Origin of the sequence: Neoroseomonas oryzicola (assembly GCF_012163135.1) — a bacterium.
Taxonomy (GTDB): Bacteria; Pseudomonadota; Alphaproteobacteria; order Acetobacterales; family Acetobacteraceae; genus Neoroseomonas; species Neoroseomonas oryzicola.
Genome location: NZ_JAAVUP010000001.1, coordinates 703,193 through 718,305 on the forward strand (window position 1 = coordinate 703,193; position 15,113 = coordinate 718,305).

The 15,113-nt window shown below is 72.5% G+C and carries 16 protein-coding genes; 7 read left to right on the forward strand and 9 right to left on the reverse strand.

The features are described from left to right. The 4 genes from GWK15_RS03430 to iolG form a co-directional block, all read right to left on the reverse strand. Positions 1-1,035, reverse strand: coding sequence for an ABC transporter substrate-binding protein (locus GWK15_RS03430; RefSeq protein WP_168039061.1), 1,035 nt, complete (start codon positions 1,033-1,035; stop codon positions 1-3). An 80-nt stretch (positions 1,036-1,115) separates the two neighbouring features. Continuing rightward, positions 1,116-1,892, reverse strand: a complete 777-nt coding sequence (locus GWK15_RS03435; RefSeq protein ID WP_168039063.1) for an inositol monophosphatase family protein — start codon at positions 1,890-1,892, stop codon at positions 1,116-1,118. Continuing rightward, positions 1,889-2,671: an SDR family oxidoreductase gene (locus GWK15_RS03440; RefSeq protein WP_168039065.1), complete on the reverse strand. Its 783-nt coding sequence runs from the start codon at positions 2,669-2,671 to the stop codon at positions 1,889-1,891. Before GWK15_RS03440 ends, GWK15_RS03435 begins: the two co-directional genes overlap by 4 nt. After that, positions 2,668-3,666 (reverse strand): inositol 2-dehydrogenase, encoded by a 999-nt coding sequence (gene iolG, locus GWK15_RS03445; RefSeq protein WP_168039067.1) that lies wholly within the window; start codon positions 3,664-3,666, stop codon positions 2,668-2,670. The genes GWK15_RS03440 and iolG overlap by 4 nt, the downstream gene beginning before the upstream one ends. A gap of 82 nt (positions 3,667-3,748) precedes the next feature. Between iolG and iolD the strand changes: the two genes are divergently transcribed. Together iolD and iolE are read left to right on the forward strand one after the other, a co-directional pair. Then, positions 3,749-5,581 carry a 3D-(3,5/4)-trihydroxycyclohexane-1,2-dione acylhydrolase (decyclizing) gene (iolD, locus tag GWK15_RS03450; RefSeq protein ID WP_168039069.1) on the forward strand — a complete coding sequence of 611 codons (1,833 nt, stop codon included), beginning with the start codon at positions 3,749-3,751 and terminating at the stop codon, positions 5,579-5,581. Position 5,582: 1 nt separating this feature from the next. Beyond that, complete coding sequence (gene iolE / locus GWK15_RS03455) at positions 5,583-6,491, forward strand: myo-inosose-2 dehydratase (protein ID WP_168039071.1); 909 nt, start codon at positions 5,583-5,585, stop codon at positions 6,489-6,491. On the opposite strand, the gene GWK15_RS03460 is transcribed toward iolE, so the two are convergent. Genes GWK15_RS03460 through GWK15_RS03475 form a run of 4 tightly spaced genes read right to left on the reverse strand, consistent with a single transcriptional unit; the run spans position 6,472 to position 10,221 of the window. Beyond that, a complete protein-coding gene (locus tag GWK15_RS03460; protein WP_168039072.1) occupies positions 6,472-7,266 on the reverse strand; it encodes an ABC transporter permease subunit in 795 nt (264 codons plus the stop codon). The genes iolE and GWK15_RS03460 overlap by 20 nt on opposite strands. Beyond that, positions 7,263-8,093 (reverse strand): ABC transporter permease subunit, encoded by an 831-nt coding sequence (locus GWK15_RS03465; RefSeq protein ID WP_168039074.1) that lies wholly within the window; start codon positions 8,091-8,093, stop codon positions 7,263-7,265. The genes GWK15_RS03460 and GWK15_RS03465 overlap by 4 nt, the downstream gene beginning before the upstream one ends. Continuing rightward, positions 8,090-9,133 (reverse strand): ABC transporter ATP-binding protein, encoded by a 1,044-nt coding sequence (locus GWK15_RS03470; protein WP_168039076.1) that lies wholly within the window; start codon positions 9,131-9,133, stop codon positions 8,090-8,092. The genes GWK15_RS03465 and GWK15_RS03470 overlap by 4 nt, the downstream gene beginning before the upstream one ends. Continuing rightward, a complete protein-coding gene (locus GWK15_RS03475) occupies positions 9,130-10,221 on the reverse strand; it encodes a polyamine ABC transporter substrate-binding protein (protein WP_168039078.1) in 1,092 nt (363 codons plus the stop codon). Before GWK15_RS03475 ends, GWK15_RS03470 begins: the two co-directional genes overlap by 4 nt. A 237-nt stretch (positions 10,222-10,458) precedes the next feature. Between GWK15_RS03475 and GWK15_RS03480 the strand changes: the two genes are divergently transcribed. The 3 genes from GWK15_RS03480 to GWK15_RS03490 are packed head-to-tail and all read left to right on the forward strand — an operon-like array spanning position 10,459 to position 13,673. Then, positions 10,459-11,109: a hypothetical protein gene (locus GWK15_RS03480; protein ID WP_168039080.1), complete on the forward strand. Its 651-nt coding sequence runs from the start codon at positions 10,459-10,461 to the stop codon at positions 11,107-11,109. A 49-nt stretch (positions 11,110-11,158) separates the two neighbouring features. Further along, positions 11,159-13,264, forward strand: a complete 2,106-nt coding sequence (locus tag GWK15_RS03485) for a hypothetical protein (protein ID WP_168039082.1) — start codon at positions 11,159-11,161, stop codon at positions 13,262-13,264. Between the two features lie 31 nt (positions 13,265-13,295). Next, the gene (locus GWK15_RS03490) at positions 13,296-13,673 is read left to right on the forward strand and encodes a phage tail fiber protein (protein WP_168039084.1); all 378 of its coding nucleotides are present in this window, start codon (positions 13,296-13,298) and stop codon (positions 13,671-13,673) included. A gap of 5 nt (positions 13,674-13,678) precedes the next feature. Here GWK15_RS03490 and GWK15_RS03495 read toward each other — a convergent pair whose 3' ends face one another. Beyond that, entirely contained in the window at positions 13,679-14,062 is a 384-nt protein-coding gene (locus GWK15_RS03495) for a hypothetical protein (RefSeq protein ID WP_168039086.1), read from the reverse strand. A 95-nt stretch (positions 14,063-14,157) separates the two neighbouring features. Between GWK15_RS03495 and GWK15_RS03500 the strand changes: the two genes are divergently transcribed. Both GWK15_RS03500 and GWK15_RS03505 read left to right on the forward strand, forming a co-directional pair. Further along, complete coding sequence (locus GWK15_RS03500; protein ID WP_168039088.1) at positions 14,158-14,829, forward strand: structural protein; 672 nt, start codon at positions 14,158-14,160, stop codon at positions 14,827-14,829. Then, on the forward strand, positions 14,826-15,077 hold the full coding sequence (locus GWK15_RS03505) for a hypothetical protein (protein WP_168039090.1): 252 nt from the start codon (positions 14,826-14,828) through the stop codon (positions 15,075-15,077). Before GWK15_RS03500 ends, GWK15_RS03505 begins: the two co-directional genes overlap by 4 nt. Positions 15,078-15,113 lie beyond the last annotated feature (36 nt).

A 15,113-nucleotide genomic window follows, 5' to 3' on the forward strand; every position in this document is an offset into this window, starting at 1 on the left:
TCAGCGCGCGCCGGCGCGGACCTCGCGTTCCCAACGTGTCAGCAGGCGGGTGCGTTCCTCCGCGCTGCCCCAGCGGGCAAAGTCGTAGTCGATCAGGCGGACATCCTCGAAGCGCGGGGCCTGAGGGGGGATGGGCGAGGCGCGGTTCGAGGGCAGCTGGAAGGAATTGGCGGTGCCGGCGATGGCCTGGGCCTCGGGGCTCAGCGCCCAGTCGTAGAAGCGGCGGGCGTTCTCCATGTTCCGCGCGCCGCGGATGATCGACATGGAGCCGATCTCGTAGCCCGTGCCCTCGCAGGGGGCGACGATGTTCACCGGCGCCCCGGCGATCTTCTGCGTCACGGCGTCATGGAGGAAGGTGATGCCGACCAGCGTCTCCCCTGTCGCCGCGGCGCGCGCGGGCGCCGCACCCGAACGGGTGTACTGGTTCACGTTGCGATGGAGCGCCCGGAGATAGGTGAAGGCCGGTTCCTCCCCCATCACCTGCACCAGCGTCGCCAACATCGTATAGGCGGTGCCGGAGGTGTTGGGGTCGGCCACCTGGACCTCCCCGCGGAATTCGGGCTTGGCGAGGTCGGACCAGCAGCGCGGCGCGGTGATACGGCGGCGTTCCAGTTCCCGCGTGTTGTAGGAATAGCCGAGCGCGCCGGCATAGATGCCGACGGTGCGGAAATTGGCCTGCTCGGCCTGGCGCACCGCCCAAGGCTGGAGCTCGGGCAGGCGCGGGGAACGGTATTCCTCGGTCAGGTTCTCCTGCCCCGCCTGCATGTGCGGATCGCCGGTGCCGCCCCACCAGACGTCGCCGCGGGGGTTCGACGCCTCAGCGCGGATCTGGGTCAGGGTCTCGCCGGAGGATTTGCGCGTCATGGCGACACGGACGCCGGTCGCGCGCTCGAAGGCGGCCATCATCGGGCGGCACCATTCCTCCTGCACCGAGCAATAGACCGTCAGGTTGCCCTGGGCCCGCGCGGCACCCGGCAGGACGGCGGCCAGGATGCCGGCGGCGAAGGCGAAGACGGCGGAACGGCGTGACGCCATGATGTTGGATCCTCCCATCCGGCGGCCTGTTCCGGCCGCTCGGCGTGTCGTGTCGAGTAACGCGCGACTTCGCGCCGCGTTCAAGCCTCCATCAGCGCCGCGAGCGTCGCGCCGAGCGCCGGCGCACCGACGCCGACCGGATTGCCCGAGGCAAGCCAGTCGCCGCTGTCGAAGCCGTTGGTCCAGCAGCCGGCCTCGCGCGCGATGGCCATTGCGGCCGCGGCGTCCCAGGCATTGATGTGGAGTTCGAGATAGGCATCGATCCGCCCGGCCGCGGCCTCGACCAGGCCGAGCGCGCCGGAGCCGCCCGAGCGCAGCCCGGCGCCAAGATCCGTGACGCCGCGCGCCATGGCGTGGAAGCGCGCCATGGGCACGCGCAGCGACCAGCCGCATTCGATGATGGCGCGGCCGATGTCGGTGGTCGGCGCAGCGCGGATCGGGGCGCCGTTGAGCGTGGCGCCGAGGCCCTCGGCGGCGGCGAAGACCTCGGCCGGCGCGTGGCGGGCGATGGCGCCGGCGACGGCCCGGCCGTCCATGACCAGGCCGATCGAGACGCACCAGCGGTCGCTGCCGCGGGCGAAGTTCGAGGTGCCGTCGATCGGGTCGAGCACCCAGAGCGGGCCGGTGCCGTTCGCCGCGCCGCCCATCTCCTCGCCGAGGATGGCCTCGCCGGGGAAGTCCTGCGCCAGGCGTTCGCGGATGAAGCGCTCGGTGGCGCCGTCGGCCTCGGTGACGAAGTCCTGGGCGCCCTTGAGGCTGGCGACGCCGCCGCCCTCGGCCCGCATGCGCGACGCCAGAGCGGCCGCCTCCACGGCGATGGCGGCGGCCGCGTCGCGGCGGCGGGCGAGGTCACTCATCCATAGGCTCCCATCACGTTCTGGTCGAAGTCGATCAAGGCGCCGGTCATCATCGCGGCGGCGTCGGAGAGCAGGTAGACGGCAAGGCCCGCGACGTCGCGCGGTTCGATCAGCCGGCCGAAGGGCTGGGCCGGAGCAGCGCGATCCAGCCAATCCGGAGGATTGCCGTCGCGCGCCTGGATGGCGTGCTCGCCCGGCGTGTCGGCCCAGCCGAGATTGATGCCGTTGACCCGGATGCAGTCGGCGCGGAGCGCATGCGCCGTGTTCTTCGTCAGCGTGGCGAGCGCACCCTTCGAGGCCGCATAGGCGGTGAGGAAGGGCTGGCCGCCATGGCTCGACATGGTGATGACGTTGACGATCGCGCCGGGGCGCTTCAGCGCCTTCAGCCGCCGCACCACCGCCTGGGTCAGGATGAAGGGCGCGCGGGCGTTCACCGCGAACAGGCGGTCCCAGAGCTCGACGCTGGTGTCGGTGATGGTGCCGCGGTCGGTCAGCCCCGCCGCGTTGACCAAGGCATCGACCGGGCCGAGGGCGGCTTCGGCCTGGTCCACGATGCGCGCGGTGGCCTCGGCGTCGGCGAGGTCGGCCGGGATGAAGGCCGCGGGCACGCCCAGCGAGTCGGCCACGGCCCGTCCGCGCGCCACGTCGCGGCCGGTGATGGCGATACGCGACGCGCCCGCTTCCGCGGCGGCGCGGGCAACACCCTCCCCGATGCCCTGGGTGCCGCCGGTGACGAGGACGACGCGGCCCTGCAGCGAGACCTTCGGCAGGGCGTTCATCCGATCTCGCTCACCTTCACGGGGCGGTTCTCGCGCAGGGAGCGCAGCGCGGCCTCGGCCAGGACCAGGGCCTGGCGGCCATCCTCGGCGCCGACAGGCATCGGCGTCCGCTGCATCACGGCCGCGATGAAGGCGGCAAGCTCGATTCGGTAGGCATCGGCATAGCGCTCGAGGAAGAAATGCAGTGGCTTCTCGGTGGTCACGGCATCGGCGTCGGCCTGCTCCACCGTGGTCGGCACGCGGTTGCCGGCGATCAGGCGGCCCTTGCTGCCATGGACCTCGACGCGCTGGTCGTAGCCATAGGAAGCGCGGCGGGAATTGTTGATGTGCGCCATGCGGCCCGAAGCGGTGCGCAGCAGGACCATGCAGGAATCGATGTCGCCGACGGCGGCGACCGCGGGGTCCACAAGGGCGGCGCCGTAGGCGAAGACCTCGGTCGGCTCCTCGCCCAGCATCCAGCGCGCCATGTCGAAGTCGTGGATCGTCATGTCGCGGAACTGGCCGCCGGAGACCTTCAGGTATTCGACCGGCGGCAGGCCGGGGTCGCGGCTGGTGACGATGACCTGCTCGACCGCGCCAATCGCGCCAGCGCCGACGCGGCGATGCAGTTCGGCGAAGGAGGGGTCGAAGCGGCGGTTGAAGCCGACCAGCATCGGCACGGCGGCGGCGCGGACGGCGGCCAGGGCCTCGTCCACGCGCCCGAGCGACAGGTCGATCGGCTTCTCGCAGAAGATCGCCTTGCCGGCGCGCGCCGCGCCGATGACCAGGTCCGCATGGGTGTCGGTCGAGGAGGCGACGATGACCGCGCCGACCTCCGGATCCGCCAGCGCGGTCGCTGTGTCGGTCACCGTGGCGCCGTGCTTCGCGGCGAGGGAAGCGGCGGCGGGCGCGTGCACGTCGACGACGTATTTCAGCCGGGCGGCACCGCTCGCCGCCAGGTTGGCGGCGTGGATGGCACCGATCCGGCCGGCCCCGAACTGCGCGAAGACGAGCATGGCGTTCCCCCGAGGCCCCGCTTGTGGCCGTCGTCATCCATCCGTAACACTGCCCGCCCGTCAACTCGCAGGGGGAAACGCCATGGCCACCATCCGCCTCACCGCGGCCGAGGCCGTCATGCGTTTCCTCGCGGCGCAGGAAGCCGAGATCGGCGGGAAGCGTGTGCCGCTGTTCGGTGGCGTCTTCGCTATCTTCGGGCATGGCAACGTGGCGGGACTCGGGCCGGCGCTGCAGTCGGCAGGCAAGCGGCTGCCGACCTTCCGCGCGCACAACGAGCAGGCCATGGCCCATGCGGCCATCGCCTATGCCAAGGCCCATGCGCGGCGGCGGATGATGGCGTGCACGACCTCGATCGGGCCGGGGGCGACGAACATGGTCACCGCCGCGGCGGTCGCGCATGTGAACCGCCTGCCGGTGCTGCTGCTGCCCGGCGATATCTTCGCCGACCGGCGGCCCGATCCCGTGCTGCAGCAGATCGAGCATTTCGGCGACCCGACGATCTCGGCCAACGATTGCTTCCGGCCGGTGTCGCGCTTCTTCGACCGCATCATGCGGCCGGAGCAGTTGCTTGTGAGCCTGCCCGCGGCGCTGCGCGTACTGACCGATCCCGTCGAGTGCGGCCCGGCGACGATCGCCTTCCCGCAGGACGTGCAGACGGAAGCCTTCGACTGGCCGGCGGAGTTCTTCCGGCCACGGTTGCATCGTCCCCGCGCGCCGGAAGCGGACGCTCGGGAACTCGCGGATGCCGCCGCGGCGCTGCGCGGGGCGAAGCGGCCGCTGATCATCGCCGGCGGCGGGGTGAAGTATGCGGGGGCGGAGCAGACGCTCGCGCAATTCGCCGCGGCGCATGGCGTGCCGGTGGCCGAGACCCAGGCCGGCAAGGGGAGCCTCGCCTGGGATCATCCGCGCAATGCCGGCGCGATCGGGGTGACCGGATCGGCGGCGGCGAACGAACTCGCGGCGAAGGCGGATCTGGTGCTGGCCATCGGCACGCGGCTGCAGGATTTCACCAGCGGATCGCGGGCGCTGTTCGCGCAGGCGCGGCTGATCGGGCTGAATGTCGGCGCTTTCGATGCGGCGAAGCATGCCGCGCTGGCTCTGGTGGCCGATGCGGCGCGGGGGCTGGCAGCGCTGGATGCGGCGCTGGCGGGCTGGGCGGCGCCGGCGGCCTGGACGCAGAAGGGTGCGACCGCGACGGCGCGCTGGCAGAAGGCGGTCGACCGCATCACCGCAGCGCCGAAGGCGGGCACCCTGCCGACCGATGCGCAGGTGCTCGGCGCGGTGAACCGGGCGATGCCTAAGGACGGCATCGTGGTCTGCGCGGCAGGCGGGTTGCCGGGCGAGTTGCACAAGCTGTGGCGGGCGACAGATGCGGCGTCCTACCACCTCGAATATGGCTATTCCTGCATGGGGTACGAGATCGCCGGCGGGCTCGGGGCGAAGCTCGCCATGCCGCAGCGGGAGGTGGTCGTGCTGGTCGGCGACGGCTCCTACCTGATGATGAACAGCGAGATCGCGACATCGGTTGCCATGGGCGCGAAGCTAACGATCGTGCTGCTCGACAATCGCGGCTTCGGCTGCATCAACCGGCTGCAGCGCGGCACCGGCGGAGTGCCCTTCAACAACCTTCTCGCCGAGGCCGCACCGCCAGTCGACTTCGCTGCCCATGCCACGAGCCTCGGCGCGGAGGCCATCGCCGTCGACGGCATCGCGGGGCTCGAAGACGCCCTGCCCCGCGCCTTCCGGTCGAAGCGCACCACGGTGCTGGTCGTCGCGACCGACCCCCAGGTCTCGACGCAGGAGGGCGGGGCCTGGTGGGACGTGCCGGTCACCGCCCTGCCCCGCGACGCCGCGCAGGAACGCGCCCGCGCCGACTACGAGACCAACCGCGCGCGCCAGCGCCTCGGAGCCTGAGATGATCCGCCTCGCCATCAACCCGCTGACCTGGACCAATGACGACATGCCCGAGCTCGGCGCGGAGACGCCGCTCGAGACCTGCCTCGCGGAGGCACGACAGGCGGGCTTCGCGGGGGTGGAACTGGGCAACAAGTTCCCGCGCGAGGCCGCCGTCCTGAAACCGATCCTGGAGCGGCACGGCCTGGCGCTGGCTTCAGGCTGGTATGGCTCGCGCCTGCTGGAGCGGGACGTGGACGCCGAGATGGCGGCGGCCGAACCACACATCGCCCTGCTGACCGCCATGGGCTGCACGGCCTGCGTCTTCGCGGAGGTGTCGCGCGCCGTGCATGGGGAACGCGGCACGCCGCTGTCGCGCCGGCCGGTGCTGTCGGATGCCGATTGGGCCGTACTGGCGCCGCGCATGGCGGAGATGGGCCGACGCCTTGCCGCGCGCGGGCTGCAGCTGGCCTATCACCACCACATGGGGACGGTGATCGAGACCGAGGCCGAGATCGACCGGCTGATGGCGAGCACGGGGCCGGAGGTCGGGCTGTTGCTGGACACCGGGCACCTGACCTTCGCCGGTGGGGATCCGGTCGCGGCCGGGCGACGGCATGCGGCGCGCATCGCGCATGTGCATTGCAAGGACGTCCGTGCGCCGGTGATGGCGGATGTGAAGGCGCGCGACCTGCCCTTCCTCGCCGCGGTGCTGGAGGGCGTCTTCACCGTGCCGGGCGACGGCAGCGTCGATTTCGCCGCGGTCTTCGCCATGCTGGCCGAGGCTGGCTACGACGGCTGGCTGGTCGTCGAGGCCGAGCAGGACCCGGCCAAGGCGCATCCCCTGACTTATGCGCGGCTGGGGCACGACACGGCGGCGCGCCTCGCGACCGCGGCCTTCGGTGCCCGCTTCAGCCCCGCCGCGGCCTGAGCAGCAGCGCCGCGACGGCAAGCATCGCTCCGACGCCAAGCACGATCACCGCGCCCAGCGCATTGACCTCCGGCGTCAGGCCGAGCCGCAGCATGGCAAACAGCGCCATGGGCAGCGTCGTCCCGGCCGGTCCCGAGACGAAGGAGGCGATGACCACGTCGTCGAGCGATAGGGTGAAGGCGAGCAGCCAGCCCGCCGTCAGCGCCGGGGCGATCAACGGCAAGGTCACGGTGCGGAACGCGGTGAAGGGCGTCGCGCCAAGGTCCATCGCCGCTTCCTCGAGGCTGCGGTCCGTCTCGGCCAGGCGCGCCTGGATCACGACCGCGACGAAGGCGGCGCCGAGCGTGGCGTGCGCGAAAAGCACCGTGAGCGCGCCGCGCCCCTGCGGCCAGCCGGTCGCGGTTTCCAGCGCGACGAACAGCAGCAGCAAGGACAGGCCGGTCACGACCTCGGGCAGCACCAATGGTGCGCCGATCAGCGCACCGAAGACCGCGCGGCCGCGAAAGGGCCCGAAGCGCGCCAACGCCCAGCCCGCCGCGCCGCCGATCAGCACGGCAAGCGTCGCCGCCCCCGCCGCGATGCGCAGCGACAGCAGCGCGGCCTCGACAAGACGCTCATTCGCGGCCAGCGCGCTGAACCAGCGCAGCGAGAAGCCCCCCCACTGGAAGGGTATGCGGTCGGCGCTGAAGGCGTAGACGACCAGCAGCAGGATCGGCAGCCAGAGGAAGAGCAGCCCCGCCGCCAACGCGGCACGCACGAAGCGCCCGCGGGTCACGGCCGCGCCTCGAGACGCTGGAACAGGCGGATCGGCACCAGCAGCAGCACCAGCAGCGCGACCGCCAGCGCCGCGGCGACGGGCCAGTCGCGGTTCTGGAAGAATTCCTGCCAGAGGACGCGGCCGACGAGGTTCGCCTCGGATGGCCCCATCAATTCCGGGATGACGAACTCGCCCGCCGCCGGGATGAAGACGAGCAGGAAGGCGGCCGCGGCGGCCGGTGCGGTGGCCGGCAGGGTGACGGTGAGGAAGGCGATCGCGGGGCGCGCGCCGAGATCGGCTGCGGCTTCCAGTAGCGTCGGATCGAGCCGCAGCAGCGCCGCGAACAGCGGCAACACCGCGAAGGGCAGGTAGGCGTGCACCATGCCCACCAGCATCGCCCCTTCGGTGTAGAGCATCGGCAGAGGCGCATCGGTGATGCCAAGGCCCTGCAGCAGGCCGTTGATCCAGCCCTCGTCGCGCAGCAGGCCGATCCAGGCGCCGACGCGCAGCAGGAAGCCGGTCCAGAAGGGCAGCATCAGCAGCGCGAGCAGCAGCACACGGCGGTCCGGCCGGGCCCGCGCGATGCCCATCGCCATCGGATAGGCGATCGCCAGGCACAGCCCGGCCGTGGTCGCCGCGACGCGCAGCGCGGTGAGGAAAGCGCCGAGGTAGTAGTCGTCCGCCACCAGCATCGCGAAGCCGGCGGTGGACCAGGCGAGGCGGAAGGGCGGCACGCCGGGATCGGCCTCGGCCAGCGCGATGGCGCCGAGGATGCCGGCCGGCGCGGCGACGAAGATCAGCAGCCAGGCCCAGGCCGGCAGCAGGACGGCGAGGCGGTTCCTCACGACGCGAGCGGCACCACGTCGGCTGCCTCCCAGGCGAGGGTCACGGCGGCGCCGCGCGCCGGCGGCGGTCCGCCTTCTTCGGGGTGCGCCACGCGCAGCGTCGTGCCGCCGCCGAGGTCCACAAGCACGAGGGAATCATCGCCGCGGAAGGCGACGTCCTGGACGATGCCACGGGCGGTATTGGGTCCCTCCCCGGCCGCTGCGATGCGGATGCGCTCGGGACGCAACGCGATCGCGACGGTATCGGCCGGGATGGCGCCGGCGCAGGTGATCCCGGCGTCGGGGCAGTCGAAGCGGTCCTGCGCGGCGCGTCCTTCCAGCACGTTCGCGGCGCCGAGGAAGCGCGCGACGAAGCGGGAGGCGGGGCGTTCGTAGATCTCGCGCGGGGGGCCGACCTGGGCGATGCGGCCGCCGTCGAGCAGTGCGACGCGGTCGGCGAGTGCGAGCGCTTCCTCCTGGTCGTGGGTGACCATGACGAAGGCCGCGCCGGTCTCGCGCTGCAGGGCGCGGAGTTCGAAGCCGGTGCGTTCGCGCAGGCCCGCGTCCAGCGCGCCAAGCGGTTCGTCCAGCAGCAGCAGGCGCGGGCGCATCACCAGGCTGCGGGCCAGGGCGACGCGCTGCTTCTGCCCGCCCGAGAGTTCGTGCGGACGGCGGCGCTCGAAGCCCGACAGGCCTACCATGGCGAGCGCGGTGGCGATGCGCGACGCCGCCTCGGCCTTCGGCGCGCCGGCACGCCGCAGGCCATAGGCGACGTTGTCCGCCACGCTCATGTGCGGGAACAGCGCGTAGGACTGGAACATCATGTTCACCGGCCGCGCCCAGGGCGGCGTCGCGGCGATGTCCGTCCCGTCCAGCAGCAGGCGGCCCGAATCCGGTGTCTCGAAGCCCGCGATGATGCGCAGGAGCGTCGACTTCCCCGATCCGGACCCGCCCAGCAGGGCGAAGAACTCGCCCTGCCCGATCTCGAGGTCCAGCGCGTCGAGCGCGAGGGTCGGGCCGAAGCGCTTGGTGATCGCCTCGGCGCGCAGCAGCGCGGTCAACGCCCCGCCTTGAAGCGGGACCAGAGGCGGGTGCGCAGGCGCTCGACGTCGCGCGTGGGCGTGCCGGCGACGAAGGTCGCGGCCAGCGTCTCGGCCGGGGGGAACACGCTCGGGTCGTTACGGACGGCTTCCTCCACCAGCGGGCGGCTGGCCGGCACGGCGTTGGGATAGCGGACCTGGTTGGTGATGCCGGCCATGACGTCCGGCTGCAGCAGGAAGTTGATGAAGGCGTGCGCGGCCTCGGGGTTCGGGGCGTCGGCGGGGATCGCCATCATGTCGAACCAGAGTTGCGCGCCCTGGCGCGGCATGACGTAGCCGATCTCGACGCCGCGGTTCGCTTCGCGGGCGCGGGCCGCGGCCTGGATGACGTCGCCGGAATAGGTCATCGCGGCGCAGACCTCCCCGGTCGCCAGCGCGTCGAGGATCGCGCTGGAGGGGATGATGGCGCGGACATGGCGGCGGATACCCATCAGCGCCTGTTCGGCGGCGCGGAGGTCCTCGGCCGAGCTCCCGTTGGGATCGCGCCCGAGCCAGCGCAGCACGGAAGGCAGCACGTCGGTCGGGCTGTCCATGACCATGATGCCGCAGCGGGCGAGGCGCTGCGCGTTCTCGGGCTTCAGCAGCACGTCCAGGCCATCGAGCGGCACGTCCGGCAGCGCGGCGCGCACGCGGTCGAGCCGCAGCCCGAGCCCGACCGTGCCCCAGAGGTAGATCGCGCCGTGCCGGTTCCCCGGGTCGATCGCCGCGACGCGGTCCATCAGCACGGGGTCGAGGTTGCGCCAGTTGGGAATACGTTCCCGATCGATCTCCCGCAACGCGCCGGCGCGCAGCAGCCGCGCGAAGGTCGGCTCGCTGGTCGGCACGATGATGTCGTAGCCCGAACGCCCGGCCGCGAGGCGGCCTTCGAGCGTCTCGAGGCTGTCATAGACGTCGTAGCGGACGCGGATGCCGGTCTCCCGCGTGAAGCGGGCCACCGCGTAGGGATCGATGTAGTCCGACCAATTGTAGACGTTCAGCACCCGTTCCTGCGCCGCGGCCGGCAGGGCGGCGAGCAGCAGGGCGAGCACGGGCAGCAGGCGTCGGAGCATCGGCGCGGGTCCTCGGGGCGACAACGGCGGATGGGGCAGACTACCACGCGTGGCGGCGGCGCAAGCCCCGGGGCGCCGCTTCGCGATCTAGGAATTTTTTGCTTGACCAATCGGCATCGGTTCCTGTAATTCCGCCGCACCAACGGGCGAACTGCGTCCGCAGCGCCCCGCGTCCTCCCCGACAGCCCGATCCCCCGCAGCCCCGCCCGGCCCCGCCGCGCGGGCGAGGAGCCATGCATGCCCTTCAATGCCAGCGACCTCACGGCCCTGACGGCCGCGAACGGCTTCACGCTCTGGCACTACCGCACGCCCGACGCCCGCGCCGCGGTGGTGGCGCCGGGGTATTTCGCCGGAGCGGAACCGCCACTGCTGCCGGGCGACATCATCATCGTCCAGGCGGCGGACGCGACCGCGCTGGTGCCGATCCGCGGCAGCGCGCTGGCCGGCGGCGGCGTCACGGTCGACCTGGCAGGGCTGACGCCGAATCTGCTGCGGTCCGCGACGCTGCTGGTCGACGTCATGGTCTCCGCCGCGGCCACGGCGCGGTCGGTGCTGCTCGACGCCATCCCCGGCGTGCTGGTCGAAGCGTCGAGCCAGACGGTCGCCGCCACCATCACCGGCCCGATCGCACAGGCGACCTTCGCGCTGCGCGACGCCGGCGGCGCCGATGTGCGCCCGCCGCAGACGGTGCCGGTCAGCGCGGGGCGCGCCAGCGCGACCTTCGTCATCCCCGGCGCGGGCAGCGGCTATCGCTTCTCCGTCGCCGACGCGTCGGACCCGACGCTGTTCAACCTCTCGGCGCCCTTCGTCGTCTCGCCGCTGCCGCGCCTGCTGACGGAAGGCGGCGGCCGGCTCCTGCTCGAGACCGGCGACACGATGATCCTGTAGCGCGCCGCCCGCTCCGCTCCCCCCGCCCCTTCGCCACAGAGAGACCCCGATGTCCGACACCAAGATCAGCGCCCTGCCCGCCATCGCCTCCGCCGCCGACGCCGACCTGCTGCCGGTGGTGCAGGGCAGCGGGCCCTCGGCCACCACGCGCCGCGCCAGCATCGCGCAGCTGCGCGCCGGGCTGCTCGCCGACCGCCCCGTCCATGTGCGCGAATACGGCGCGGTCGGCGACGGCGTGGCCAACGACGCGCCGGCCATCCAGGCCGCCGTCGACGCCATGGCCGCGAGCGGCGGCGGCGTTCTGCAGTTCGGCCCGCGGCGCTATCGCCTGGCGAGCCCCGTCACGGTGAACGGCGTATCCATCATCTTCCAGGGCGCGGGCTTCACCGAGGGCCCGGCGCCGCGCGACGGCACCTGGTTCACCATCGACACCACGGGCTTCACGCCCTTCACCTTCACCGGCGTCAACACCCGCGGCTGCGCCGTGCGCGACATCGCGGTGCACCAGACCCATGGGGCGGCGCAGGTGCCGGGCTGGACGCCGACGGCCTACGACTTCGTATTCCGCGTGCAGGACTGCCTCGGTTCGATCGACTTCGAGAACGTCTTCCTCTGCGCGGTGAACCGCGGCATCTGGATCGACAATTCCGGCCGCTTCAACATCCAGCGCCTGCGCGGCCAGGTCTTCACCGGCGGCATCGAGATCGACCGGTCCTACGACATCGGCCGCATCGATCACGTCCATTTCTGGACCTTCGCGACCTCGGACGACGACGTGCTGGCCTATCAGCAGCAGAACCTCGACGCGATCCTGCTGCGGCGCAACGACGGCATCTTCCTCGACGACATCTTCGCCCTCGGCGCGCGGTCGGTGCTGCGCTTCTCCGCCTCGGCCTCGGGCGTCACGACCAAGTTCTACGTCGGCAACCTCTATACCGACTTCGCCAAGTACGGCGTCTGGATCGACGGCAGCGGCGTCGACGGGCAGATCGCCAATGCGACGACGCAGGGCGAGGCCATCACGCCCGTCGGCGCCGTCCTGCCCGGCAGCAACGGCATCCGCATCGACGGCAGCAACACCCGACTGCATGTCGGCAACCTTCGCGTCGACGCCGTCGAGAGCAACGCGATCGTGGTGGCGGGCAGCGGCAACCGGTTCGACGTCTTCTCCTTCCGTGCCGAGCGGTTCAACACGCTGAATGACGGCTCGGCGGCCATCCAGGTGGCCAACGTCGCCTCGGGCACGCCGAACGCGGTCTATGTCGGCACGCCGCCGCTGCTGTCGAACGGCAATGGCGGGCCGCTGGCGAACACCGGCACCAACGGCTTCGTCGCCTCGGGCGGGCCGGCGGGCCGCATCGACCGTCCGGGCGTGATGGTGGGCGGCGAGAACAACGGGCTCTACCTGCCCGCGAGCGGCGAGATCGCGACCGTGGCCGGCGGGACCGAGGTGCTCCGCGCCACCTCGGCCGGTACTGTCACGGTCGGCGGGCCGACCTCGGCACCCGGCTTCCGCGTCGTCACGCCGGCGAGCTCGGTGAACGTCGTCGAGGCACGGTCCGCCATCACCGCGCAGGCCCCGAGCCTGTCCGCCGCAGGGTCCGACGCCAACGTCAACCTGACGGTCGCGGCCAAGGGTACGGGCACGGTGGTGGCGCAGACGCGCGGCGCCACGGCGCTCGAGGTGGGCGCGGCGGCGACGCCGGTGAACTCGGTGCGCGTGAACGGATCGGCCACCGGCACCGCGGTCGGCGTGGTGGCGCAGGGGTCGGATGCCAACATCGCCCTCGCGCTCGCGGCCAAGGGCACCAACCCGGTGCAACTGCAGACCCGCGGTGCGACGGCGCTCGAGGTCAATGCCACCGGCACGCCGGGCAACTTCCTGCGCGTCAACGCCACGGCCGCGGGCAGCGCGCCGCAACTGATCGCGCAGGGGTCGGACACCAATGTCGGGCTGCAGCTCTCGGGCAAGGGCACCGGGATGGTCAGCGTCGTGGGTCCGTTGCAGCTCGCGACCTACACGGTCGCCACGCTGCCGGCGGCGGCGAGCTACCCGCGCGGCATCGTCTACGTCTCGGACGGCACGACGAACAAGCGCTTCGCGGTGAGCGACGGCACGTCCTGGCGCTGGCCGGACGGGGCGGTGGTGTCCTGAGCGCAGCACGAGAGCCGAGGAGACACGCCCCATGACCGCCCTCACCGACTACGCAAAGAACGTCCTTGCCCGCGCCCTGGTCGGGCGGCAGCCGAGCCTGCCGGTCGCCGTCTGGGTCGGCCTCGGCACCGGCGGCACGGATGCCGCCGGGCTGACCGGGGAACCGGCCGCCGCGACGGGCTATGCCCGCCAGCCGGCGTCCTTCACCGGCACCGGCACGCAGACCAATGCCGCGCAGGTGCGCTTCAGCTTCAACCAGGCCACCGGCACGCTGACCCATGTCGGGCTGTATGACGCCGTGTCGGGCGGGAACGCGCTCGCCTGGGCGACGCTCGGCTCGCCGGCGACGCTGACCTCGGCCGGGACCATCACCATCCCGGCGGCGAGCCTGGCCGTCGTGGCGGACTGACCGTCCTATTGCTGGGCGCCGGCGAGGATGACGCCCCCCGCCGAGCGCCCGGCATCGATCAGCGCCTGGGTCCGGTCTCGGCCCCAGGTGGCGCCCATGCGGGGGCGGAAATCGCCCTCGCGTTCGTCGACCACGGCATAGGTCACGAGGAAGCCCTGCCCGGACCGGCCGGCGATCACGGCGAGCTCGACGACCATGAAGGAGACCAGCAGCTCCGGCGTGCAGGATCCGCCGCGGTCGATCGGCATCCGCACCGTGCGCTGCAGACCGGCGGCGAAGGCATTGGCGTCGTCCCGCGCATCCTGGTGGCGGACGACGTGCACGCAGGACGCCTGCGCCGCGCCCGCCGCCATCGTCATCGCCAGCGCCGCCGCGATGGCTCGCCTCACCGCCGCCTCCCTCCCTACTCCAGGGGCGAAGGATGCCCCGGAAGGCGCCCGCGCGGCCAGCACCACCCATTCCCCCCGCAGCCCCGAGGACCCGCATGGACCCCCGCCAGACCCGCGGCTACCGCAACCGCAACCCGGGCAACATCGAGCACCAGCCGGCCAATCGCTGGCAGGGCCTGGCCGATCCGCCGATCGAGCCCCCACCCGCCGGCGGCGGCGCGCCCCGCTTCGCGCGCTTCATCAGCCATGAATACGGCATCCGCGCACTCGCGATGCTGCTGACGACCTACCAGGACCGCCACGGCCTCCGGACCATCCGTGGCATCATTACCCGCTGGGCGCCGGGGCGGGAGAACGACACCGAGGCCTATATCGCCGCCGTCGCGCGGCGGATGGACCGCCACCCGCGGGCGGGACTGGACCTCCATGCCTATGCGGACCTGCGGCCGCTCGTGGAAGCGGTGATCCAGCACGAGCTCGGCGGCATGCCGTATGACCGCGCGACCATCGATGCGGGTCTGCGGCTGGCGGGCGTCGTGCCCGAAGGCCGCGCCGCCGTCGCGCGCAGCGGCACGGCGCGGGCGGCGGCGGGCACGGCCGCGGCGGGCGTCGGTTCGGTCGCGGCCGTCGAGGTGATCGGCCAGGTGGCGCCGCATCTCGGCGCGGCAGCCGAACTCGCCCGCGCACTTGGGCCGTGGCTGGCAGCGGCGGTGATCCTCGGCGTCGCGGGCTGGTTCGTCGCCCAGCGCATGCGGCGGCCGGCATGAGCGCGATCGCCGCCCTGCTGTCCGCGGCCTGGGGACGGGTCGCGGGGTGGACCGCGGCGTTGGGCGCGGCGCTCGTCGTGTTGCTGGCCGCCTATGCCGCCGGGCGGCGCGACGGGCGCGGCGCGGCGGAGTCCGAAACGCTGAGGCGCGCGGCGCGCGCGCGGGAGGTACGCGATGCGGTGGAGCGCGATCTGGATCGGTCTGGCGATGCTGCTGGCCGGCTGCGCCGGGACTGGCAGCGGCGCTGAGGCCTGCGGGCCGTGGCGGCCGATCCTGGTCTCGGT